Origin of the sequence: Bacillus infantis (assembly GCF_050107595.1) — a bacterium.
GTDB lineage: Bacteria > Bacillota > Bacilli > Bacillales > Cytobacillaceae > Bacillus_AB > Bacillus_AB infantis_C.
Window position 1 is genome coordinate 612,253 of the sequence record NZ_JBNILH010000001.1, and the last position, 21,783, is coordinate 634,035.

General features: G+C 46.5%; 23 protein-coding genes. 19 read left to right on the plus strand and 4 right to left on the minus strand.

What is annotated here, in order from left to right:
* Positions 1 to 44: 44 nt before the first annotated feature.
* Positions 45 to 893 (minus strand): DUF1002 domain-containing protein, encoded by an 849-nt coding sequence (locus tag ACQCVH_RS03085; protein ID WP_426834443.1) that lies wholly within the window; start codon positions 891 to 893, stop codon positions 45 to 47.
* Between the two features lie 480 nt (positions 894 to 1,373).
* Between ACQCVH_RS03085 and ACQCVH_RS03090 the strand changes: the two genes are divergently transcribed.
* A complete protein-coding gene (locus ACQCVH_RS03090) occupies positions 1,374 to 1,721 on the plus strand; it encodes a GNAT family N-acetyltransferase (RefSeq protein ID WP_426834380.1) in 348 nt (115 codons plus the stop codon).
* A 34-nt stretch (positions 1,722 to 1,755) separates the two neighbouring features.
* On the opposite strand, the gene ACQCVH_RS03095 is transcribed toward ACQCVH_RS03090, so the two are convergent.
* A complete protein-coding gene (locus ACQCVH_RS03095) occupies positions 1,756 to 2,286 on the minus strand; it encodes a DUF309 domain-containing protein (protein ID WP_426834381.1) in 531 nt (176 codons plus the stop codon).
* Positions 2,287 to 2,415: 129 nt separating this feature from the next.
* Positions 2,416 to 2,517 carry a YjcZ family sporulation protein gene (locus ACQCVH_RS03100; RefSeq protein ID WP_129612023.1) on the minus strand — a complete coding sequence of 34 codons (102 nt, stop codon included), beginning with the start codon at positions 2,515 to 2,517 and terminating at the stop codon, positions 2,416 to 2,418.
* 263 nt (positions 2,518 to 2,780) lie between these two features.
* On the opposite strand from ACQCVH_RS03100, the gene ACQCVH_RS03105 reads away from it, so the two are divergent.
* The 18 genes from ACQCVH_RS03105 to ACQCVH_RS03190 all read left to right on the plus strand — a co-directional run bounded on the left by ACQCVH_RS03105 (position 2,781) and on the right by ACQCVH_RS03190 (position 19,989).
* Positions 2,781 to 3,533, plus strand: a complete 753-nt coding sequence (locus ACQCVH_RS03105) for a segregation/condensation protein A (RefSeq protein ID WP_426834382.1) — start codon at positions 2,781 to 2,783, stop codon at positions 3,531 to 3,533.
* A 3-nt stretch (positions 3,534 to 3,536) separates the two neighbouring features.
* Complete coding sequence (gene scpB / locus ACQCVH_RS03110; RefSeq protein WP_426834383.1) at positions 3,537 to 4,124, plus strand: SMC-Scp complex subunit ScpB; 588 nt, start codon at positions 3,537 to 3,539, stop codon at positions 4,122 to 4,124.
* Positions 4,125 to 4,258: 134 nt separating this feature from the next.
* On the plus strand, positions 4,259 to 4,681 hold the full coding sequence (locus ACQCVH_RS03115; protein WP_426834384.1) for a hypothetical protein: 423 nt from the start codon (positions 4,259 to 4,261) through the stop codon (positions 4,679 to 4,681).
* A 150-nt stretch (positions 4,682 to 4,831) separates the two neighbouring features.
* The gene (locus tag ACQCVH_RS03120; protein WP_224900744.1) at positions 4,832 to 5,320 is read left to right on the plus strand and encodes a YpuI family protein; all 489 of its coding nucleotides are present in this window, start codon (positions 4,832 to 4,834) and stop codon (positions 5,318 to 5,320) included.
* A 143-nt stretch (positions 5,321 to 5,463) separates the two neighbouring features.
* Positions 5,464 to 6,354, plus strand: a complete 891-nt coding sequence (locus tag ACQCVH_RS03125) for a superoxide dismutase (protein ID WP_426834385.1) — start codon at positions 5,464 to 5,466, stop codon at positions 6,352 to 6,354.
* A 165-nt stretch (positions 6,355 to 6,519) separates the two neighbouring features.
* The gene (locus ACQCVH_RS03130; RefSeq protein ID WP_426834386.1) at positions 6,520 to 7,671 is read left to right on the plus strand and encodes a D-alanyl-D-alanine carboxypeptidase family protein; all 1,152 of its coding nucleotides are present in this window, start codon (positions 6,520 to 6,522) and stop codon (positions 7,669 to 7,671) included.
* Entirely contained in the window at positions 7,664 to 8,251 is a 588-nt protein-coding gene (locus tag ACQCVH_RS03135) for a nucleoside recognition domain-containing protein (protein ID WP_426834387.1), read from the plus strand. The genes ACQCVH_RS03130 and ACQCVH_RS03135 overlap by 8 nt, the downstream gene beginning before the upstream one ends.
* 6 nt (positions 8,252 to 8,257) lie before the next feature.
* Positions 8,258 to 8,788, plus strand: coding sequence for a spore maturation protein (locus ACQCVH_RS03140; protein ID WP_426834388.1), 531 nt, complete (start codon positions 8,258 to 8,260; stop codon positions 8,786 to 8,788).
* A 166-nt stretch (positions 8,789 to 8,954) separates the two neighbouring features.
* The gene (locus tag ACQCVH_RS03145; protein ID WP_426834389.1) at positions 8,955 to 9,695 is read left to right on the plus strand and encodes a pseudouridine synthase; all 741 of its coding nucleotides are present in this window, start codon (positions 8,955 to 8,957) and stop codon (positions 9,693 to 9,695) included.
* Between the two features lie 183 nt (positions 9,696 to 9,878).
* Positions 9,879 to 10,406: a thiol-disulfide oxidoreductase ResA gene (gene resA, locus ACQCVH_RS03150; RefSeq protein ID WP_426834390.1), complete on the plus strand. Its 528-nt coding sequence runs from the start codon at positions 9,879 to 9,881 to the stop codon at positions 10,404 to 10,406.
* A 15-nt stretch (positions 10,407 to 10,421) separates the two neighbouring features.
* Entirely contained in the window at positions 10,422 to 12,077 is a 1,656-nt protein-coding gene (gene resB, locus ACQCVH_RS03155; protein ID WP_426834391.1) for a cytochrome c biogenesis protein ResB, read from the plus strand.
* Positions 12,078 to 12,079: 2 nt separating this feature from the next.
* Positions 12,080 to 13,267 (plus strand): c-type cytochrome biogenesis protein CcsB, encoded by a 1,188-nt coding sequence (ccsB, locus tag ACQCVH_RS03160; protein ID WP_426834392.1) that lies wholly within the window; start codon positions 12,080 to 12,082, stop codon positions 13,265 to 13,267.
* A gap of 125 nt (positions 13,268 to 13,392) precedes the next feature.
* Positions 13,393 to 14,109: a response regulator transcription factor gene (locus ACQCVH_RS03165; protein ID WP_129612011.1), complete on the plus strand. Its 717-nt coding sequence runs from the start codon at positions 13,393 to 13,395 to the stop codon at positions 14,107 to 14,109.
* Positions 14,106 to 15,878, plus strand: a complete 1,773-nt coding sequence (locus tag ACQCVH_RS03170; protein ID WP_426834393.1) for an ATP-binding protein — start codon at positions 14,106 to 14,108, stop codon at positions 15,876 to 15,878. Before ACQCVH_RS03165 ends, ACQCVH_RS03170 begins: the two co-directional genes overlap by 4 nt.
* Before the next feature lie 197 nt (positions 15,879 to 16,075).
* On the plus strand, positions 16,076 to 16,627 hold the full coding sequence (gene sigX / locus ACQCVH_RS03175) for an RNA polymerase sigma factor SigX (protein ID WP_426834394.1): 552 nt from the start codon (positions 16,076 to 16,078) through the stop codon (positions 16,625 to 16,627).
* On the plus strand, positions 16,599 to 17,876 hold the full coding sequence (locus ACQCVH_RS03180; protein WP_426834395.1) for a hypothetical protein: 1,278 nt from the start codon (positions 16,599 to 16,601) through the stop codon (positions 17,874 to 17,876). The genes sigX and ACQCVH_RS03180 overlap by 29 nt, the downstream gene beginning before the upstream one ends.
* A gap of 304 nt (positions 17,877 to 18,180) precedes the next feature.
* Entirely contained in the window at positions 18,181 to 19,110 is a 930-nt protein-coding gene (locus tag ACQCVH_RS03185) for a peptidoglycan DD-metalloendopeptidase family protein (protein ID WP_426834396.1), read from the plus strand.
* Between the two features lie 66 nt (positions 19,111 to 19,176).
* Complete coding sequence (locus ACQCVH_RS03190; protein WP_426834397.1) at positions 19,177 to 19,989, plus strand: histidinol-phosphatase; 813 nt, start codon at positions 19,177 to 19,179, stop codon at positions 19,987 to 19,989.
* Between the two features lie 51 nt (positions 19,990 to 20,040).
* Here the strand turns inward: ACQCVH_RS03190 and serA are convergent, their stop codons facing one another.
* The gene (gene serA / locus ACQCVH_RS03195; protein ID WP_426834398.1) at positions 20,041 to 21,615 is read right to left on the minus strand and encodes a phosphoglycerate dehydrogenase; all 1,575 of its coding nucleotides are present in this window, start codon (positions 21,613 to 21,615) and stop codon (positions 20,041 to 20,043) included.
* Positions 21,616 to 21,783 lie beyond the last annotated feature (168 nt).

The following is a 21,783-nucleotide window of genomic DNA, read 5'->3' on the forward strand; positions in this document are numbered from 1 at the left end:
AATGGCTGCTTTTTTGAGGCTGTGCTTTTAGCACCTCCATTTTTCTATGAGAAGAAAGCTTTAATAGCGTCAATGGCACTTGAGAAAAAGCGTTTCAGGCTGTCAAGGAAGCCTTGGCCTTCTTCACTTTCAAGATACTTGGTAATCTTGTCCTTTGCTTTATCAAGCTGATCCCCGACCTGATTCCAGTCAATGTTCAAGTCTTTCAGTTTGTTGAACAGGTCAATCAGGCTTTGCATTTCTTTATCTGTCAGGGTGATGCCAAGGTCCTTTGCCGCATTTTCGATGATGCTTTGGAGCTCTTCATCACTGGCAGGTTTATTTTTGCTGATTTCTTCTTTGATTTTTGCTATCAGTGCCGCAGCATTTTCATTCCCGACCGAATCGCCAAGCTTGGCCGTTTCGACCATCTCTTCATTGGCTGCCTGTTTGACTTCCTCAGGTATTGTCTCATCTGCTGAGATTTCATATGCCTTTATAATACCGGTAAGGGCAGCGGTCCCGGAAACAGGCGAAGGCGCGGTAATATAGATTTCAGCATCTTTTACACCGGCTGTGATCAAAGCATTGATATACATTTCGTCTGTTACCCAGTTGATATTCTTCGTCTCTACTTCAAGTCCTGAGCCGGCTTTGGCGATTGTTACCGCTGAAGAAGAAATGGCTCTTGTGCCAATGAGCGCCTTGCTGATATAGCTGCCCAGATATTGATGTTCCTCTTCATTTGACACAGTGATGGTCATCGCATCCTTTGGCGCTTCCATTTCGGCAAGCAGGGCATTTTTCTGTTCTTCAGAAAGGTTTTCGCCAAGGGTGACGATCATATCTCCTTCGGCCATGTCTGCTGAAGCTCCCGCTGGCAGAACCAGCATCAGAGCAAGGGCAAGCAGCATTATATGTTTGCATTTTTTAAGCATAATGTTCCTCCTAATCTTGTATACGCAGGCTGGACCCTATATTAATAGACGTACATAATGATATAAAAGTTTCGGGAAAAATTCATCCCCCCGCATCCAATAGTCCCTATTTTCCCGGCGGGATAGATAAAAAAACGCATTTAGTGTAGAATAAAAAAGGAGTTTGGCGATTGGAGGCAAGTGAAGACAATGAAGAAAAATAACTGGCTGCTTTTCTCTTTTTTCCTGGCCATCGGGCTGATTTGGGGATTCATCTACTGGCTGGTCATTGTGCCTGGATCCTGATTCGATTTATATGATTGCTGCCTGGCTTAAATTTTTGTATCATAGTATTGATTAGTGGAACCTGCAACAAAAATGCTTTCTTACATATCATATACTAGCCGCCATATAGTTTAGACAATGGCTTATTTGGAAAAGATAGTTTGGAAATGTTTTATTTAATGAGGGATAATTATGCTAATTCGATATAAAAAGACATTCGAAAAGATTGCCATGGGCTTATTATCGTTTATGCCAAATGAAAAGGATCTGAAAAGGCTGCAGCAGACGATGAAGCAGTATGAGTCGGATGACGACTGGCAGCTGTTCCTATGGAAGCAGGATGATATAACAGGGCTGATCGGGGTTTCTTTCATGGACGGCCCTGCAATGGAAATACAGCATATTTCCGTAAGTCCTTCACATCGCCAGCAGGGCATCGGTAAAGCAATGGTCAAGGCTTTGAGGGATCTGTATCCTGACAGGAAGCTCGTCAGCAATGAAAATACAGAACCGTTTGTAGACAAGTGCACGGATGAATAACAAAAGGCAGAGAACCTGGGTTCTCTGCCTTTTATTATTCGGTATCATAGCGTTCCTTCTGTGCGTCAAATGCAGCTTGCCGCTCCAGGATGACATCCGTCCGGTCTCTCATCGAATGCCGGTGAATGAGCATCAGGTCGGAAAGATCGCTTGGGCTTCCCCAGACAAGGCCAAGGGATTCTGCCTTACTGATGCATAGACGGGCAAGCTCCGGATCAGCCAGGGGAATGAAAGGGCTTGAGTAAGGTTCCCCTTTGGCAATGCCCTCCAATCTGCAGCTGATCTGCAGTGTGAATTCCCGTCCGCTGATCCCAAGCTCCTTTAGCTGCAGGGGGACCTTGTCCAAAATAGACCGGGATTTCCGCAGTGTCCGTTCTGCGCCCTTAAAGTTGCCCCGGCGGTGATGATACGCGGAAACAGCGAACAAAATGAGGCCTACCCAGACAGAGTCCTTATTCCGCGGGTCTGCTTCTTTCCAGTATTCTTCAAGTACTTCATGGCATTCGAAATAATCGCGGTCTGCATGGAAATGGACAAGATATTTTATATATTCTTCAGGATACATGTTGACCTCCCCTTTGCCCTGGCGACTGACATTTTGCTCCTATTTTATCATATTCCGGCTTGAAACGGTGCGGAGGACAAAAGAATCAAGAAGAAAGCCCGGCTTATGCCGGGCCTTCAGTCTATAGTCTTAGAAGCACCAGGATGCTCCCACAATGATCAGCAGAATGAACAATACCACTATTAGGGCGAAGCCGCCTCCGTAACCGTAACCTGCACCTGCTTCTGACATATAACCGATACCTCCTATATAGTCTGCGTTTTTTCTTTACAAATGCATCTTATGCAGGAATGGGCCATAATGTATGGGCGCCTGAAAAAAAGCCCGAATGGAAGGGATTTAGGTCCCCGGCTTTCTGGAAGTTTGTCTGTATTTTTCTATTGGATAACAGAATGGAATCCTCTATACTAGTAATAGTCATTTACAGCCGGGAACCTGCCTGTGTTTGGCGCAGCATCAGGCAAAAATTCAAAATTAGAAATTATGGTGGAAATATGCAGTATAATGTGAAGATTGACGCGTTTGAAGGGCCTCTTGACCTGCTTCTTCATTTAATCAATCGCCTTGAAATAGATATATACGATATACCAGTAGCAGAGATTACTGAACAGTATCTTATTTATATACATACAATGAAAGAGCTCGAGCTTGACGTTGCGAGTGAATTTCTTGTCATGGCGGCTACCCTGCTTGCCATTAAGAGCAAAATGCTTCTTCCAAAGCATGAGGAAGAGCAGCTGGATGATGGGTTTGATATGGAGGACGGGGAAGAAGATCCCCGTGACGAGCTTGTTGAAAGACTTGTAGAGTATAAGAAGTATAAAGAAGCTGCAGCAGAGCTCAAAACGAAGGAGCAGGAGCGCGGACTGATGTTTACAAAACCGCCAAGCGATTTATCGGATTATGCAAAAGACGTGCAGCCTGAAAAGGCAGATCTGAATGTGTCGCTGTATGACGTGCTGGGCGCATTCCAGAAGCTGATGCGGAGAAAAAAGCTCCAAAAGCCGGTTACCGCAAAGGTGGCAAGGCAGGAAATACCCATTGAGAAAAGGATGGATGAAATCCTTGTACAGCTTCAGCGGGCAAAGGTGAAGACTAGCTTTTACGATTTGTTTCCTTCCGACGAAAAAGAACATCTTGTCGTCAGTTTCCTCGCTGTGCTGGAACTGATGAAGAGAAAACAAATCGAGCTGAATCAGGAACATAATTTTGCAGAGATTTTTGTATCTGCAAGGGAGGATCAATAAGTTTTGGAAATCGTAAATTGGAAAGGGATAACAGAGAGCCTGCTTTTTGCAGCCGGAGATGAAGGGTTATCCCTGAAGCAGATCGCCGAGGTGCTGGAGATGGATGAAAGCCAGGCGGAAACCATTTTGCAGGAGCTTATCCAGTCCTGCGAGGATGATCATACGAGGGGCATAACAGTGGCCCAGTTTGCCGGCACATACCAGCTGGTCACGAAGAAGGAGAACTCAGACTATCTTAAGAAATTGGTGGAGACCCCAGGGACAGGCTCCCTGTCACAGGCGGCATTGGAGACCCTTGCCATCATCGCCTATAAACAGCCGATCACAAGGGTGGAAATAGAAGAAATCAGGGGAGTGAAAACAGAGAGGCCGCTCCATACGCTGGCTGCTAAGGCCTTGATAAAAGAAGCCGGAAGGGCAGAGGGGGCAGGCAGGGCCTATTTATATGCAACCACAAAGGAATTTCTTGATTACTTCGGTTTGAAGAGTATAGACGAGCTTCCTCCATTGACAGAAAATGACGGGGATGAATATACCCGGGATGAGGCAGATTTATTTTTCGAGAAGTTTCAGGAAACCTTAGATAATTGATTTTTCTGACACATTCGGGCGACCCTTATGATAAAATATAGCTAGATTGTCCGAAGCTCACTTTTAGCACCCTGCTTTAAATCATTTAGCTGTGCCTGCTCCCGCAGCAGGGCATAAGCCGGGGAGTGTCTGGATTGTTTATAAAGCATTGCAGAGGGTATGAATTGGAGAAAGAAATGCCGAACACTTCTGAGGATTTCTTTAACAGGAGCGAAGTGGTGTATATGGAGGAAGGGCAGGAGAAGGCCCTCCATGTACTATATGTACGATATTTTGAAGAATCCATGGAAAGCTTCACACCATTTGGCTCGGACCCTGTGTTCAAGGCAGGCGGCAGGGAAGTGGCTTTCAGGGATTTAGTGGCGCTTGCATGTCTGCTGAAAAAAACGGGATTCCGGGACAGAAAAAGAGTATACATAAATAACAAGGCTGAATTTGAGTCCTATTTTGACAAACTGGATTTCGGCAGATTAAGGGAGGTTTTCCATGGCGTAGAAGAGGAGAATGGTTTTCAGATCGCTTCGCCTCTTGATTTCTTCAATCATCAGCAAGCTTAATGAAGCAGCCTGATGAAGCCTGGCCTGGATTCAAAATAAGGAAGTCCTGTACATTGAGAGGCTGCCTGGAGCTGTCTGGAATGGCATGCAAGGCAAGCCGCGAAGCAAGAAAAAGCATGGCATCAGCCTGCAATCTGAAGGGGTGTAACAATGGCGAACACAATCGTTAAATCGCAGACAGAAGAAGTGAAAAAATTCCTGGGAAATACTGTTTCAGAATTGGAAGCATATCTAAATGAAACAACACTTTCGGGCCTCTTAAAGGAAAAGGATGGGGACCGGAATTATTATAAAATGGTTTTGGGGAATCTGAGAAAACTGCTTGTTTTCTGTGAGGAAGGACTTGATGCCTGCAGTGTACTGCTGAAAAATGAACCATTCCCGAAGCCTGCCGCAGAAAAGACGCTTTACCGCATCTACCATCAGTGCATTGACGAATTTTTCTCTCCGAAAAATGATGCATGGTTCGAAAACAGCCGCTCTGCTTATACCGGGAAAAACTCCATTAAGTTTCAGGGAGAGGTCCCTGAAAGCATGAAGGGGATCTTTGACAGCCTGGAGAGTGAGTTCCAAAGAATCCGGGAAGAGCTTGAATACTATGAAACAGATTACCGGACGAAAATGATCCAATCCAAATAAAACAAAGGCTGCCGGCGAGGCGGCTTTTTTTATGCTCGAAGGCCGCTGGGATTGGAACTGTACAAATTTCGTATAGGATAAGCAAATATTTTAACATCATACATATCATTGGAAAAGGAGGGAGATAGATAGGAGGGAAAGGATTGAGCAAGTTTCACGATTATATCAAGGATGTATTCAATTGGAATGAGGACATGAAGAGATTTTTGGAATCGGAGGATGTGGAGAAAGACGCAGAATTATGGGTAAAGCTGGATAAATTCTCGGGAGTGATTGAGAAGCTTGACGGGCAGCTTGATGTAGAGGAGCTGAACGCACTCCAGTCCCGTGTGGATGAACTTCATAACGATGTTGAACAGTATTTTGCCAGAAGGCAGCCGGTCGGCAATATTTTCATCAATGAACCTTTTATTCCGGCAGGCGGTCATTCCCTTCCGCCGCTGCCATATGGCTATGACAGCCTTGAACCGTATATTTCAGGGGAAATCATGAGACTTCATCACACGAAGCACCATCAGTCTTACGTTGATGGACTGAACCGGGCAGAGGAAATGCTCGAACAAGCACGGCAAGAGGGCGATTTTAAACTTGTCAAGCATTGGTCAAGAGAGCTGGCATTCCATGGCTCAGGCCATTACCTCCATACCATTTTTTGGAATAACATGAGCCCCTCAGGAGGAGGGAAGCCTTCTGGTGCCCTGCTTGGAGAGATAGAAAAGTATTTTGGAAGCTTTGAACAGTTCAAGAAGCATTTTTCTGAAGCAGCCAAACAGGTGGAAGGTGTCGGCTGGGCTATCCTTGTCTGGTCACCGCGGTCAAGGCATCTTGAAATCCTTCAATCGGAAAGGCATATGCTGCTCACCCAGTGGGATACGATCCCGATTCTTGCACTTGATGTCTGGGAGCATGCCTACTATCTGCAGTATAAAAATAATCGGGCCGATTATGTGAATAACTGGTGGAATATTGTGAACTGGAAAGATGCAGAGGAACGGTTCCAAAAAGCAAGCCAGCTGAAATGGAAGCCTTTTTAGGAGTAAGGGGATGGCAGGAGGCCATTCCTTTTTTTATTGGGTAAGGCAGAGGTGCCATTGTGCAGCTTCAGAAGGAGATGCCCGGGGCGCTTTTCATTTTTAGTCATAACCTGTCCCAACTCGCATAAACTTGTACAAACATATTAGGAGACGGGGTTTTGGAGAATGAACAGATTGTTTAGATGGATGCTATTATCCTGCATAGCAGCTGTCCTGGCAGCGAACCTGCCTGCAAAGGCACAAGCTGCCTATTCGGCCAGCTCAGGCAGCGCCATACTGATGGAGCAAAGCACCGGGAGGATCCTGTATGAGAAGGATGCTTATACGAAGAAAAGGATTGCAAGCATAACGAAGATTATGACCGCCATCCTGGCCATTGAATCCGGGAAGCTGGATACAAAGGCGAAGGTGAGTGAAAGGGCTGTACGGGCAGAAGGATCATCTATTTATCTGCAGCCGGGAGAAAAAATTCTATTGGAGGACCTGGTTTACGGGCTTATGCTCAGGTCCGGGAATGACTCAGCGGTGGCAATTGCAGAATATGTCGGGGGAAGCCTTGAAGGGTTTGTATACTTAATGAACCAAAAGGCAGAAGAAATCGGCATGATGAATACCCATTTTGCCAATCCGCACGGCCTGGATGACCATGAGGACCATTATTCTACCGCTTATGATATGGCCGTCCTGACCAGGTATGCGATGAACAATGAAACCTATAGGAAAATAGCAGGGACAAAGATGCATCGGGCGCCTAATCCGAATGAAAGCTGGGACAGGGTATGGAAAAATAAGAACCGCCTTCTCACTGAAATGTATGAATATTGCACCGGGGGAAAAACAGGATATACAAAACGTGCCAAAAGGACGCTGGTCACAACTGCTTCAAAGGATGGTCTGGACCTGATTGCAGTCACGCTGAATGGCCCGGATGACTGGAACGACCATATCGGCATGTATGAGAGCGGGTTCAAGGAATATTCGCTCAAAAAAGTTGTTGAACAAGGGGAGGTCCGGGAGCTGAAGGATACTGCCTATGAAAAGAAAGCTTACTTGAAGACAGACTACAGCTTTCCTGCTTCTGAAGATGAAAAAGACCTTTTCCGGGTCGAATATAAGATGCTGAAGCCTTCAGAAAGCTGGAAGGAAGATAAGGATTTTCCCGATGTGGTCGGAAGGGCCAATATTTACTTTGAAAACAAGCAAGTGAAAAGCCTGCCGATTTACTTTGAAAAAGAGCCCCGGAAAGAAGAAAAATCTTTTTTTGATTTCTTTAAGAGCATCTTCATGACGATTGCCGGAGTGAAAACTGATGGTTAATATCATTTGGGTTGCCATGACCGTGATCGGGATTGTTTTTGCCATTTTCAACGGCACAATGGCAGAAGTGAATGAAGCGGTCTTCAGCGGGGCGAAAGAAGCGGTCACCCTCTGCATCGGGCTCATCAGCATCCTTGTATTCTGGCTGGGTATGATGAAGATTGCCGAAGATGCAGGGCTTCTGAAGAAATTGGCTTTTCTTTTCAGGCCGGTCGTGACAAGGCTGTTTCCTGACGTGCCAAAGGATCATCCTGCAATGGGCTATATTCTATCAAACATGATGGCGAATATGTTTGGGCTGGGCAATGCTGCAACCCCCCTTGGAATAAAGGCAATGGAGCAGCTGAAAGCTCTGAATGGAGGAAAAACCGAGGCGAGCAGGTCGATGATTACCTTCCTGGCCATCAATACCTCAAGCCTGACACTCATTCCGACAACGGTGATTGCCATCAGGATGAACTATCACTCTGCCTCCCCAACTGAAATTGTCGGGCCGACCTTGATTGCCACCTTTTGCTCAACACTAGGGGCAATCATGATCGACAGGTACTTTTATTACAGACGAACCCGTAAAGGATGAGCATGCATGGAAATTGTCTCTTTAATCTCATTATGGTTTATCCCGGTGCTGATTGGTTTTATCCTGCTGTACGGTACCTATAAAAAAGTCCCTACATATGAGAGCTTTGTGGATGGCGGCAAGGAAGGAATCAAGATTGCTGTTTCCATCATCCCTTTTTTAGTCGGGATGCTGGTGGCCATTACTGTCTTCAGGGCATCAGGGGCGCTTGAATTCATGATGGGTTTTATCAGGCCGGCAATGGAAGCGATCGGAGTCCCGCCTGAGATTGCCCCGCTCGCCATTATCAGGCCGATATCAGGTACTGCGGCACTTGGCATGACAAGTGACCTGATTGCTGCCCATGGGCCGGATTCTTTTATCGGAAGGCTTGCCTCGACACTCCAGGGAAGCACAGATACGACCTTTTATGTGCTGACAGTCTACTTCGGGGCAGTAGGCATTAAAAAAATGGGGAATGCGCTGAAGGTGGGCCTCCTGGCCGATCTTGTCGGCTTTATGGCGGCGATAGCAGTTGTCATGCTTGTATTCGGTTAAGAAAGGGAAGGGCGCTGCAAAAGGCGCCCTTTTTGTGGTTCCAGGGAAGCCCCATTCTGTTTTCAGCATACTTTTAATATCGGCTGCTTTGAAAATGGGCTGGTTTGTGTCATAATTCATAAGATGGACAAAAGAATGCCATAAGTATTTTATTGAGGTGACATAAATGGAAAGGCTTCAAAAAGTGATTGCCCATGCTGGGATTGCATCGAGACGTAAAGCGGAACAGCTGATTGCAGAGGGCCATGTTAGAGTGAATGGGAAAGTTGTAAAAGAATTAGGATTGAAAGTCTCTTCATCAGACAAAGTGGAAGTGGACGGGATCCCGGTTGAAAGGGAAGAGCCTGTGTATATCCTGCTGTATAAGCCTAGAGGGGTTATTTCAAGTGTGACGGATGAAAAGGGAAGGAAGGTCGTAACTGATCTCCTCCCTCAGATCAAGGAGAGGGTCTACCCTGTCGGCAGGCTTGATTTTGACACATCGGGACTCCTGCTGATGACCAATGACGGAGAATTTGCCAATCTGCTCATGCATCCGAAAAACGAAGTGGAAAAAGTATATGTGGCGAAGATAAAAGGAATACCACTCAGGGAAAAACTGAAAAGCCTTGAAAGGGGTGTCCGCCTGGAGGACGGCAAGACAGCTCCGGCAAGAGTCAAGGTGCTTTCAATCGACAAACAAAAGAACACAGCCATCGTTGAACTGGTCATCCATGAAGGAAGGAACCGTCAGGTCAGAAGGATGCTGGAGGCCATCGGGCACCCGGTCATGAAGCTCAAAAGGGAGCGCTACGGCTTTCTTACACTGCAGGGATTGAGCGCAGGTGATGCGAGAGAGCTGACAGCTCATGAGGTAAAACAGCTTAGGACTCTTGCGAGCAGCCCCGGCAAAAAGAAAAATTCATAGAAGTTTCACAGTTGGAAGGCTTTGTTAACATCGCCGGGATATTGAATAAGGTATAATGATAGACAGTTGCCCGGGCAGGTGCATATACCTGCACGCAAAGGATTGTATGCGGATTCTTGCAGGGTGCTGCTGCTCCTTCAAAGGGCTAAAGATGAAGCAGTATGAAAGATCGGGGAGGTACTTATGAAAAAACGGCGTCTCGTTATGAGGACAGTCATTTTGCTTGTTCTGGGTGCTGCCGTTGCATACACTCTATATGCAAGCATAACAAAAGATGATATTAAAAAAGTTGCAGTCGGGGAGAAAGCGCCTGACTTTGCTTTGGTTGACATGGATGGAGAAAAGCACAGGCTGTCGGATTATGAAGGGCAGGGGGTTTTCCTGAACTTCTGGGGAACCTGGTGCAAGCCCTGCGAAAAGGAAATGCCTTATATGAATAACCAGTACAAACAGTTCACGGACGAGGGCGTCCAGGTGCTGGCTGTAAATGTAGGCGAATCTGATTTTGCCGTCAAGAAGTTTGCTGAAAGATATGGACTCGCATTCCCAATCGTCAACGACAAGGATGGCCAGGTGCAGAATGCGTATGCCATCGATCCCCTTCCTGCCACATTCCTGATCAATCCGGAGGGCGAAGTGGTGAAGATCCATACAGGCCAATTGACAGAAGATACGATCCGCACCTTTATGGAGCAGATCCAACCTAAGTAACAGGGAGTTTTTAGGATGAAAGAAGTAAAATGCGAATGCGGGCATCTCAATCCGCATGGGACCATACTTTGTGAATCATGCGGGAAGGTGCTCGAGGAGCAGGCAAAAGACAAAAAGCTGATCGATATGAGATATGAGGGGACAGCGCGGCGCTCACAGACCTATAATAAGACGTTTGTGGACAAGATCTGGAATTTCTTTTCCTCTGTCAAAGTCGGCGTTTGGATCATCGTACTCACCCTGATTGCATCGGCGCTGGGGACAATCCTCCCTCAGGAAATGTATATCCCTCCAACCATGCCTGCTGCCGAATATTATGAAGACCAGTACGGATGGTTCGGGAAGCTGTATTATGAACTTGGCTTCCATAATCTCTACAGCTCATGGTGGTATCTAATCCTGATTGCTTCCCTCGGTGTTTCGCTGGTCATCGCCAGCCTTGACCGGGCCGTCCCTTTATACCGGGCTTTAAAGACCCAGCGTGTTACAAGGCATGAAGGCTATTTAAAACGCCAGCGGCTTTTTGGGATTTCAAAGACTGATAATGTTGACGGACAGTATGAAGTGATCAAGGAAAAGCTTAAATCAAGGAAATACAATATCCGTGAAGAAAACGGCAATGTACTCGCTGAAAAAGGGCGGTTCTCCCGCTGGGGCCCCTATGTCAACCATGTCGGACTGATCATTTTCCTGATTGGAGGCATGCTCCGTTTCGTTCCCGGGATGTATGTGGATGAAGTATTGTGGCTCAGGGAAGGCGAAACGAAAGTCATCCCTGATACAAAAGGGGAATACTATCTTTCCAATGAAGAATTCACTCTAGAAGTCTATGATAAAGAGAAGGATAATGAAGTCTTTGATAATGCAATCGACAGGGCCGGCACCGTTGCTAAGAACTATCAATCCGATGTGACGCTTTACCGGAAGCAGGGTGAAACCGTTACTGGTGAAGAACATGACCTTGAAAAGGTGAAAGATTACAGCATTAAGGTGAATGAGCCGCTGAAATTCGAGTCATTTGCGATTTATCAGGTGGATTACAAGCTGAACGAGCTGAACAAAATGTCATTTTCCCTGACTAATAAAGAATCAGGGGAAACATTCGGCGAACTGACAGTGGATCTGTACGATCCCCAGACAGATTATAAGCTGAATGATGACTATTCAGTAGAAGTCGTCAGCTATTTCCCGGACTTTGAATTTGATGAAAATGGGGACCCGACCACAAAATCGCGCATCCCGAATAATCCGGCATTTGTTTTTAAGATGTTTACACCGGATAAGCCGGACGGTGAAGTCAGCTTTGTGGCCATTCAGCAGACAATCGAGCCCATGGGGGACAATGAATACAAACTTGCCTTCCAGGGCGTTGAGACAAAGGATGTTTCAGGCCTGACAGTGCGCAAGGATCTGACTCTTTGGATACTGGCTCTCGGAGGTGCGATCTTTATGATCGGCGTCATCCAGGGCGCATACTGGAACCATCGCCGTATCTGGCTGCGCCGCTTTGACGGTGAAGTTTGGGTTGCCGGCCACACGAATAAGAACTGGCATGGCCTGAAGAGGGAGATTGAGCTTGCCCTTGAAGATACAGGCATCAGCATGCCTGAAGACCAGTTGGAAAAAGATAAAACAGATAAACTGGAAAAAACAGAAAAGGAGGGACAATAATTGTGGTAGCACTGAGCGGAAATTTATTATATACTGCCTTTATTTTATACTTAATTGCCACATTATTTTTTGGCGGAAGCATAAGGGATAAAAAACATGGCGCCGGCCAAAAGTCTCCCAACAGATGGGCAAAGATAGCGATCATCGTAACCATTGCCGGATTCGCAGCCCAGCTGGGTTATTTTATCACCCGCTGGATTGCCTCCGGCCATGCTCCTGTCAGCAATCTTTTTGAATTTATGACATTCTTTGGAATGTCCCTTGTTGGAGCATTCATTATTATTTACTTCATGTACAAAACGCCGCTCCTGGGTGTATTCACCATGCCGGTTGCGCTGCTTGTCATCGCTTATGCAAGCATGTTTCCGCGCGATATCTCGCCGCTTATCCCTGCTTTGCAGAGTGACTGGCTTTATATCCATGTAACGACTGTTTCCATCGGCGAAGCGATTCTTTCAGTCAGCTTTGCAGCAGGCCTGATCTATCTGGTGAAGGCTGTGGATCAATCAAAATCCAGCAAACGGACCTTCTGGCTTGAAGCAGTCATGTTCGGACTTATTTGTACGGTTGGTTTCATTGCGGTCTCATCCATTTTCTCAGCAGCTGATTATAAAGCAAGCTTTACATGGATAGACAAAGGGGACCAGGAAGCAGTACTTGATTACACAATGCCTGCCATTACAGGCCCCCATGAAGGAACACTTACAACTGAAGGCAGATTTGAGCCGCTGGTGGAAATGCCGGCTATCATCAATGCTAAAAAACTGAATACTGTCATATGGTCGATCGGGGCGGGGCTCATCCTTTACGGATTGCTCAGGCTTATCCTCCGCAAAAGGATTGCCGCAAGCATCCAGCCGCTGGTCCGCAACATCAAACTGGACCTTGTGGATGAAATCGGGTACCGTTCAGTATTGATAGGATTCCCGGTATTTACGCTGGGAGGGCTTATCTTTGCGATGATCTGGGCACAAATTGCCTGGACGAGATTCTGGGGCTGGGACCCGAAAGAGGTTTGGGCGCTTGTCACATTCCTGTTCTATGCTGCTTTCCTTCATCTCCGGCTGTCCAAGGGCTGGCATGGAGAAAAGTCGGCATGGCTTGCGGTCATCGGGTTTGCCATCATTATGTTTAACCTGGTTGCAGTCAATCTTGTCATTGCAGGTCTTCACTCATACGCGGGATCCTGACAATAATTTCATAAAGCCTTCACGATTTCTATGTGGAGGCTTTTTTTAAAATCTTACAGACATTTGCGGCATTCCGGCTGCCCAGGGGACCCCTCGCAGCTGATCTATTAAAGGAGGATTCTATTATGGAGAGAGAAACCAAAATCCTGGTAGTGGACGATGAGGAAAGAATCAGGCGGCTTTTAAAGATGTACCTGGAGAGGGAGAACTATGTGATCGAAGAGGCCGGTGACGGCAGTGAGGCCCTGGAGAAGGCTTTTGAAACTGATTATGATGTCATCCTGCTGGACTTGATGATGCCGGGCAAGGATGGGATCGAAGTATGCCGGGAGCTCAGGGAAAGAAAGGCGACGCCTGTTATCATGCTGACTGCGAAGGGCGAGGAAGTGAATCGGGTCCAGGGCTTTGAAGCAGGGACAGACGATTATATCGTCAAGCCGTTCAGTCCGCGGGAGGTTGTCCTCCGGGTAAAGGCGCTTTTGCGCCGGTCCAGCACGACGAGCTACCTGCAGACTGAAACTGCTGCAAAAGATGTAATCGTATTCCGGCATTTGACCATTGATAATGATGCCCACCGGGTGATTGCGGACGGTAAAGAGGTCAGCCTGACACCAAAAGAATATGAACTGCTGTATTTCCTTGCTAAATCGCCTGATAAAGTTTTTGACCGGGAGCAGCTGCTTAAGGAAGTGTGGCAGTATGAATTTTTCGGAGATTTAAGGACAGTTGATACGCATGTGAAAAGGCTGAGGGAAAAGCTGAATAAAGTATCTGAGCAGGCAGCGCGGATGATCGTAACGGTCTGGGGCGTCGGCTACAAATTCGAGGTTGTTAATGAATGATGTTTTGGCGCAGTGTAGTAGGCAAGCTTTGGATCACAATCATCTTCCTGGTGGCCTTTGTTCTTTTTACCCTTACGGTGCTCCTTCTTGAGTTTTTCGAGAACAACCAGATCAATGAGATTGAAAAGGGGCTGACCAAAACTGCCAATAAGATCTCTGTGATCCTCAAGGAGCATGATCTTGATGTGGGTCTGGAGATCTCCTGGGAGCTGGTCGATGATGTGACCAATATTGCTATCATCAAGAGCGATGAAGAATATTATCATTCACCTGACAAAGGGGAGCCAATCGAGCTCCCACGTGAATTCTTCCTGGAAGATAAAGGGCTGGCCGAGGCTTTTGCCGGGCGGTCAGTCAAGAAAGTATATCCATACCCTGCCGCCGGTGAAGCTGAGGAAGATTCCCGCATCCTGATTATCGGTGTGCCGTATATTGACGATGGGGACACAGGAGCTGTATTTATATACCAGTCTCTTGAAGAAATGCAGAAAACGACAAGGTCAACCACAAAATTCATAATTCTTGCTGCAGGAATCGCCATTGTCCTTACTACAATCTTTGCATTCTTCCTTTCTACAAGAATTACAGCTCCCCTCCGAAAAATGAGGGAGGCGGCTTTTGAAGTGGCAAAGGGCAAATTTGATACAAAGGTCCCTATTCTCACCCATGATGAAATCGGGGAGCTGGCAACCGCTTTTAACCAGATGGGCAGACAGCTGAAATTCAATATCAATGCACTCAGCCAGGAAAAAGAACAGCTGGCAAGTATATTGAGCGGGATGGCAGACGGTGTCATCACCTTCAGCCGCGATGGGACCATTCTTGTCACCAATCCTCCGGCTGAGCGCTTCATCCAGAACTGGTATTATGAGCAGGGGGAAGAGAGTGCGAAAATTGAAGCAGTCCCTTCAGAAGTGATGAAGCTGTTTCAGCGCGCCGTCGATACAGGAAAAGAGCAATTAGGCGAGATGCCGATCCAGGGCAGGATCTGGGTCATCATCGTCAGCCCTTTGTATAATAATACTTTTATCCGCGGGGCGGTTGCGGTTCTGAGGGATATGACAGAAGAAAGGCAGCTGGATAAGCTGAGGAAGGACTTCATTGCCAATGTCTCTCATGAGCTCAGGACGCCAATTGCGATGATGCAGGGCTACAGTGAAGCGATTGTGGATGATATTGCCGGGACAGTTGAAGAGAAAAAAGAAATGGCAAGCGTCATTTATGACGAGTCACTCAGGATGGGCAGGCTGGTCAATGAACTGCTTGACCTGGCAAGGATGGAGGCAGGCCATATACAGCTTACCCTTGACAGAGTCGAACTGAAGCCATACATCAGCAGGATTGCAAGGAAATTTCAAGGGCTTTCCAAAGAGAAGATCATCAAGCTCGAAAGTGAATTCAGCATAACAGAAGATGATTTTGTATTTGACCCTGACAGAATTGAACAGGTGCTGACCAATCTGATCGACAATGCCATCCGGCACACACCTGAAGACGGATCTGTCAAAATAACGGTGAAGTCCGAAGAAAAAGGCCTGATGGTCGAGGTTGCTGATTCCGGATCCGGTATTCCGGAGGAGGACCTTCCCTTCGTTTTCGAGCGATTCTATAAGGCAGATAAAGCGCGGACAAGAGGACGGTCAGGGACGGGCCTTGGCCTTGCCATCGCAAAAAATATCATTGATGCCCACAAAGGGCAGATTTCTGTACAAAGCAAGCTGCAGCATGGAACGACATTTTCCTTCGTCATTCCTCGAAATATTGAATAAAAGACAGGAAAATGCCGTTTATTCTTGATTCACAAGAAACAAATACACCATATAAAGCATCATTCATCAATAGTGGAAGCAGCTGGAAGGGAATACACAAAAAGTCCCTTCCTTTTTTTTCTGAGAAATACTATATTTATAGATGTAACTTTTTGTACATAAACTGCGACTAATTTATGAACGGGGAGGGAAGACCTATGGACTCCGTTTTTGATGACTTATATACAAATTATCATCAGGACGTTTTTCAATTCCTATTTTATATGGTGAAGAGCAAAGAGCTGGCAGAGGATCTGGTGCAGGAAGTATATATCCGTGTCCTTAAATCCTATGACCGGTTTGAAGGAAAGAGCAGTGAGAAAACCTGGTTATTCTCTATCGCCCGAAATGTTGCGATTGATTCTTTCCGGAAGCAGAAAGGGTGGAAACAGAGGATGCTGGAAAAATTCGACTGGACCGAACAGCAGATCAGGGACGACAGCCCCGTACCGGAAGATATCGCCATGCAGCGCGAAGAAATCCAGATGATCTACCGCTGCCTTGACTTATGCACAGTCGACCAGAAGATGGTGATTATTATGAGATATATCCAGGAGCTGTCTATTTCGGAAACGGCCGAGGCCCTCCGCTGGACCGAAAGCAAGGTAAAGACAACCCAGCACAGGGCTCTGAAGGTACTGAAGGGCCATATGGAGACTTTAATGATAAAGGAGGGAAGAGATGGTGAAAAAGTCAGAGTGGAACGATGAACAGCTTGAAAGGCTGCTCCGGCAGCTTCCAAAGATACAGGATGAGCGGGAACCCCAGGAGATTTACCAGAATATATCCCGACGGATGCGGAAGCGGAAACGCACATTCTGGGTCGTTCCTGCAGCGGCAGCTGCTGCGGCTGTCCTTCTTCTCTTTATTCTGATTCCGGGCCTGACCGGGCAGCAGCTGCAGGAATCTGCCGATCAGGCAGCAGAAAACAAAGGCGAGCAGGCTTCTTCAGGAGGAGAACCTTCTGAACAGAAGGAAAACAGCTATGAGACTGCCCAAAAGAGTGAAGACACCAGCGAAGGGGAGGCTGGGGTCCAAAATGATTCTGAGGCGGAGCCGTCAGAAACCGAAGTGCAGGAGGATGACGGGAAGGCGGGGCTTGCTTCTTTTGAGGAAGAAGACAGCGACTACCGGACCGCTTTATATGAAGAAGACATACAGGGTCAGACCATCCTTACCTATGCCATTCCGGATGCAAATATCCAGACACTGGTGCCTGTAAGCGTCCTTGCTGCACCAGAGGAAGGCAAAACAGAATTTGATTTATATAAAGAAACTATGGATAAGCTCACAGAGGAAGAATGGGGCCTGGGCGAAGCATACCCGATTCCGCAGGCAGAGCTGTTTTATGATCCTGAAACTGAAACATTGACTGCTGATATTAAAGAAGATGCGGACTTTTATGGGTCTGCCGGGGAAGTATTGTTTAAATCGTTATTAACCAATCATCTTGACTCACTTGATGCCAAAACCGTGCTTTTGACAACGGAAGGCGAACCGGGTGCCGAATATGGAAATACAGGAGCTGTTGACAGCTTCACTGTTGAGGAAGACACCGGAAATCATGCCTATTATTTTTTATACACAGAACAAGGATCTAAGCCATTCATTGTGCCTGGTAAAGAAAGCTACAGCTCGGTCCAGGAAGCAATCGAGGCAATGAAATTGAATAAGGACACGCTGGGGCTGGAGTCTTCTATCCCAAGCGATATGAATATAAAAAGCGGAGCAGAGCCTGCCGGCGAAGGCAGCGAGCTGATACTGACCCTGGAAGAAGGCACAAAGCTTGAGGATAATGCTGCTTCGTCGTATACCATCGAAGCTATACTTCTGATGGCTAAAGGATTCAATTACAGCACCGTAAAGCTGGATAATGCCGAAATTGAAAAGGTAGGAAGCTTCCAGCTGCAGGAAGCATTGAATGTTCCGGCAGCGCCGAACTGGCGGCAGCTCCCATAATTTTAATATAAATGCGAGGAACAGGGATCAGCCCATAGGCTGAACCTGTTTTTATTTTTGAAAGATAAAAAAATATATTTTCTCCTTATATTACTGTCTATCAGCTTCATCTGCATTTGCACTTTCCTAAATAGCCTTAATATTCTTTCTTGTATAAAACCTCCTGCCGTAATTGCATAATAATGGCTGTGTTTTCTCCCGGGAAATCGAGAGGGAATAATAAGGTTTTCGGACATGGAAGTTCTATTATGGGACATGCTGTCATACGGTGGAAAAGTAAAGCTGAAATGGCAAGGAGGATAATATGAGAGATTATATAAGAAGATTTTTAATAGCATGGCTTGTGCTGCTATTCATTAGCCTGCTGTTCATCGGCGGCAAGCATCCGCAGGCTTCAGAACTGCATGATGAAGTGTTTGCTTCAAATTGGCAGTGGCCGGCGGATGGTGTCCTGTCTGACTGCTTTGGCACCCGGAATGGCGCGCACAAAGGAATTGATATCGCTTCTGATCCAGGTACACCGGTTTATGCAGCAGAGGAGGGGAGCGTTACCAGATCCTATTATTCTGATTCCTATGGGAATGTAATATTTATTAAGCATCCAAACGGCACAGAGACTGTTTATGCCCACCTTCAGGATAGAAGGGCAGCAGAAGGGGAAAAGGTGCTGCAGGGCCAGACGATCGGCACCATGGGCAATACAGGGGATTCCTCGGGTGTCCATCTTCATTTTGAAGTACATATATCAGAATGGACATACGATAAGCAGAACGCTGTCGATCCATTTCTTGCCCTTGGAGAAACAGAAATCGGGTCGGCGGTCAGTTCAGTGCAGCCTGCAGAAGGCTCCAGGATCATAGAAACGGCCAGCCTGCTGCTTGCAGATGATAATGGACAGCCTTTCACCGCTGCAGTCAGAAAAGACAAAAGTGCCAGGAGCAAAATACAAAGCGGTATAGCTGCCAGTGAAACGATGGGAAACTCCGATTTTAAGACTCCAGCAGTGCCTGCTGCCGAGGCCCGTGAGCAAAGGATCAGGCTGCGGCAGCTGATGATTGCGTCCAGCAGCCATGAGAAGGGCAAAGAAGCAGCAGAGCCAGTCTATGAAGTGAAAACCGGAGATACACTGTATGCTATAGCAGCCAAGTTGGGCACGACAGTATCACAGCTTAAAAAAGCAAACAGTCTGGCAGATGACATCATTCATCCCGGAGAGATTCTTTCTGCCAGATAATTCGCAGAATTTATTGAAGCCTGTCCTCTCCCGAAGTATAATGAAAAAAATTGGGGAGGGGATAATTTGCTTACCGATTACCATAACCATCTGGAAAAAGGGACTTTGACGCTTGATTATTTAAAACAATTTACAGACAGGGCCGAGGAAAAAGGTATTGCCCATTTCGGCATCTCAGAGCACGCCTATCATTTCTATCAGACTGCGGATATATTGAGGAATCCCTGGGTAGATGAAAGGCGCTATTATGATATGAACGATTATACAGCTCTTTTCAGGCAGGCCTGGAACAGCGGCATTGATGTAAAAATGTCGATCGAAATGGACTATACCCCGGGAAAACACGAAGAAATGCGGCGGTTTATCACAAACTATGATTTTGATTACATAATTGGTTCTATCCATTGGATCGGGGATTTTGGGATTGATCTATCCGAATACAGGCATGAATGGGACAAAAGGGATCTGTATGAAGTGTACAGAGCCTATTTTGACCAGGTGGTTACCCTTGCCCAGTCCAATCTTTTCGATATCATCGGCCATATTGATTTAGTAAAAATATTTAAATATGTACCCCAGGATGAAGAATTCCTGCTGGAGCAGTATGAGAGGGCAGCAAATGCCCTCGCTGAATCAAAAACCTGTGTCGAAATAAGTACAGCCGGCCTGAGGAAGCCTGTAGGAGAGCTTTACCCGGACCCGAGGCTCTTAAGGAAATGCTATGAAAAAAACATCCCGATTGTCCTATCATCCGATGCCCACTTTCCAAAGGATGTAGGCGCTGATTTTGACCAGGCGCTCCTGATGGCAAGAGAAGCAGGGTATGAGAAAATCATGACCTTTTCCAAAGGAGAAAGGGTGGAGCATCCGATCGGCTGAAGCACAAAAAGAAGAAGATGGCAGGTCTGCCATCTTCTTCTTTTTGTGCTGCTATAGTGATATATTCCTGATGGAAACAATATCTTCCTGGCCTTCAAGCAATTTGAATGAGCTATTGCCCAGAGGTTTATCAAATGATAAGACCATGATGGCTTCGCCGCCAGCCTCTTTTCGCCCAACCTGCATGGTGGCGATATTGATGGAATGGTCGCCAAGCACCTTTCCTACCCGCCCGATTACCCCTGGGCGGTCCATATGCTGGATATAGAGAAGTTCTCCCTCAGGAAGGAAATCAATATTGAACCCATTCAGGAATACGATGCGCGGACCGTAATTTTCAATGAAAGTCCCCCTGACAATAAATTCGCTATTTTCGTTTCTCGCTGCAACGGATATGCAGTTCGCATAGCCGAAGCCTGACACGGATATTTTTTCGCCGATTGTAATGCCGCGTTCTTTGGCAGTTAAAAGGGCGTTCACTTCATTTACATGAATATCAATGCGGTTCTTGAAAAAACCGGATAATAATGCTTTTGTCAGATAAGAAGTTTCCAGCTCTGTGACAGTCCCGGAATAGGTGACGGAAATCTCCTGGATCCCTTCGGTCACGCACTGTGAAAGAATAAGGCCGATTTGCTTGGAAAGCTGGTGAAAAGGGTGAATTTTTTCATAGATTTCCTTTGACATTGCCGGCAGATTGATGCTATTGGAGACAGGCTTATCTTCCAGGAAAAGCCGGACTTCCTCGGCTACCTGAGTTGCTACATTCAGCTGTGCTTCTCTTGTTGAAGCGCCGAGGTGGGGGGTGACAATCACATTGTCAAACCCGAGGAGCGGATTATCAAAAGGAGGTTCCTCCTCAAAAACATCAAGGGCCGCACCAGCAATATGCCCGTTCCTGATATATTCTGCAAGATCATGTTCATTGATGATTCCGCCTCGGGCGCAATTAAGGAAATAGACGCCTTTTTTAGTCATTTCTATCCTTTTGGCGTCAATCAGGCCTTTTGTCTGAGGGGTAAGTGGAGTATGTACAGTGATGATATCCGCTTTTTTCAGTACTTCCTCAAGAGGAAGGCTTTCAACTGCAAGCTTGGCAGCTCTTTCTTTCGTCAAGAAAGGATCATAAACAGAAATGGACATTCCAAATGCCTTGGCGCGCTTGGCAAGCTCAGAACCGATCCTGCCCATGCCGACAATGCCCAGCGTCTTTCCGAAAAGCTCATTCCCGATAAAGGCATTTCTGTTCCACTCCAGATTTTTGACGGTCCGGTGGGCCTGTGGAATATTTCTCATCAATGAAGCCATCATAGCAAAAGTATGCTCTGCAGTAGAAATGGTGTTGCCATCAGGGGCATTGACCACCACTATCCCTCTTTTAGTGGCCGCAGCGACATCAATGTTGTCGACTCCGACACCGGCTCTTGCAATAATTTGGAGCCTTGGCATTTTATCAAGCAGCTCGCTGTCCACTGTTGTGGCGCTCCTGACCAAAAGGGCATCTATATTTTCCAGATCTGCTTCAGGGTCATCTGTCTTTTTTTGTATCAGCCGTGCGTTTTCCATCTCTGTAAGAGGAAGCAATCCTGCTCCGCTGATTGTATCTGCGACAAGAATTTGAAACATAGCCAATCCACCTGCCTTATAATAATTTTCTGATAATTTTACAAGACGAACAATTTTCTGTCAATGAGGCAAAACGTTCTTGTTTAAATGTAAACGCTTTAATTTATAAGAAGTTTTAAGGTGTGAGGTATGCTTTTTATTAAATGTTATGAGAAAATGCCAGGGGAA

What these genes read in the sequence shown, in the direction of transcription:
- ACQCVH_RS03085 (WP_426834443.1), bottom strand. Translation starts at nt 893, where the DNA reads ATGCTGCTTGCCCTTGCTCTGATGCTGGTTCTGCCAGCGGGAGCTTCA.
- ACQCVH_RS03090 (WP_426834380.1), top strand. Translation starts at nt 1,374, where the DNA reads ATGCTAATTCGATATAAAAAGACATTCGAAAAGATTGCCATGGGCTTA.
- ACQCVH_RS03095 (WP_426834381.1), bottom strand. Translation starts at nt 2,286, where the DNA reads ATGTATCCTGAAGAATATATAAAATATCTTGTCCATTTCCATGCAGAC.
- ACQCVH_RS03100 (WP_129612023.1), bottom strand. Translation starts at nt 2,517, where the DNA reads ATGTCAGAAGCAGGTGCAGGTTACGGTTACGGAGGCGGCTTCGCCCTA.
- ACQCVH_RS03105 (WP_426834382.1), top strand. Translation starts at nt 2,781, where the DNA reads ATGCAGTATAATGTGAAGATTGACGCGTTTGAAGGGCCTCTTGACCTG.
- ACQCVH_RS03120 (WP_224900744.1), top strand. Translation starts at nt 4,832, where the DNA reads ATGGCGAACACAATCGTTAAATCGCAGACAGAAGAAGTGAAAAAATTC.
- ACQCVH_RS03130 (WP_426834386.1), top strand. Translation starts at nt 6,520, where the DNA reads ATGAACAGATTGTTTAGATGGATGCTATTATCCTGCATAGCAGCTGTC.
- ACQCVH_RS03135 (WP_426834387.1), top strand. Translation starts at nt 7,664, where the DNA reads ATGGTTAATATCATTTGGGTTGCCATGACCGTGATCGGGATTGTTTTT.
- ACQCVH_RS03140 (WP_426834388.1), top strand. Translation starts at nt 8,258, where the DNA reads ATGGAAATTGTCTCTTTAATCTCATTATGGTTTATCCCGGTGCTGATT.
- ACQCVH_RS03145 (WP_426834389.1), top strand. Translation starts at nt 8,955, where the DNA reads ATGGAAAGGCTTCAAAAAGTGATTGCCCATGCTGGGATTGCATCGAGA.
- resA (WP_426834390.1), top strand. Translation starts at nt 9,879, where the DNA reads ATGAAAAAACGGCGTCTCGTTATGAGGACAGTCATTTTGCTTGTTCTG.
- resB (WP_426834391.1), top strand. Translation starts at nt 10,422, where the DNA reads ATGAAAGAAGTAAAATGCGAATGCGGGCATCTCAATCCGCATGGGACC.
- ACQCVH_RS03165 (WP_129612011.1), top strand. Translation starts at nt 13,393, where the DNA reads ATGGAGAGAGAAACCAAAATCCTGGTAGTGGACGATGAGGAAAGAATC.
- ACQCVH_RS03170 (WP_426834393.1), top strand. Translation starts at nt 14,106, where the DNA reads ATGATGTTTTGGCGCAGTGTAGTAGGCAAGCTTTGGATCACAATCATC.
- sigX (WP_426834394.1), top strand. Translation starts at nt 16,076, where the DNA reads ATGGACTCCGTTTTTGATGACTTATATACAAATTATCATCAGGACGTT.
- ACQCVH_RS03180 (WP_426834395.1), top strand. Translation starts at nt 16,599, where the DNA reads ATGGTGAAAAAGTCAGAGTGGAACGATGAACAGCTTGAAAGGCTGCTC.
- ACQCVH_RS03185 (WP_426834396.1), top strand. Translation starts at nt 18,181, where the DNA reads ATGAGAGATTATATAAGAAGATTTTTAATAGCATGGCTTGTGCTGCTA.
- serA (WP_426834398.1), bottom strand. Translation starts at nt 21,615, where the DNA reads ATGTTTCAAATTCTTGTCGCAGATACAATCAGCGGAGCAGGATTGCTT.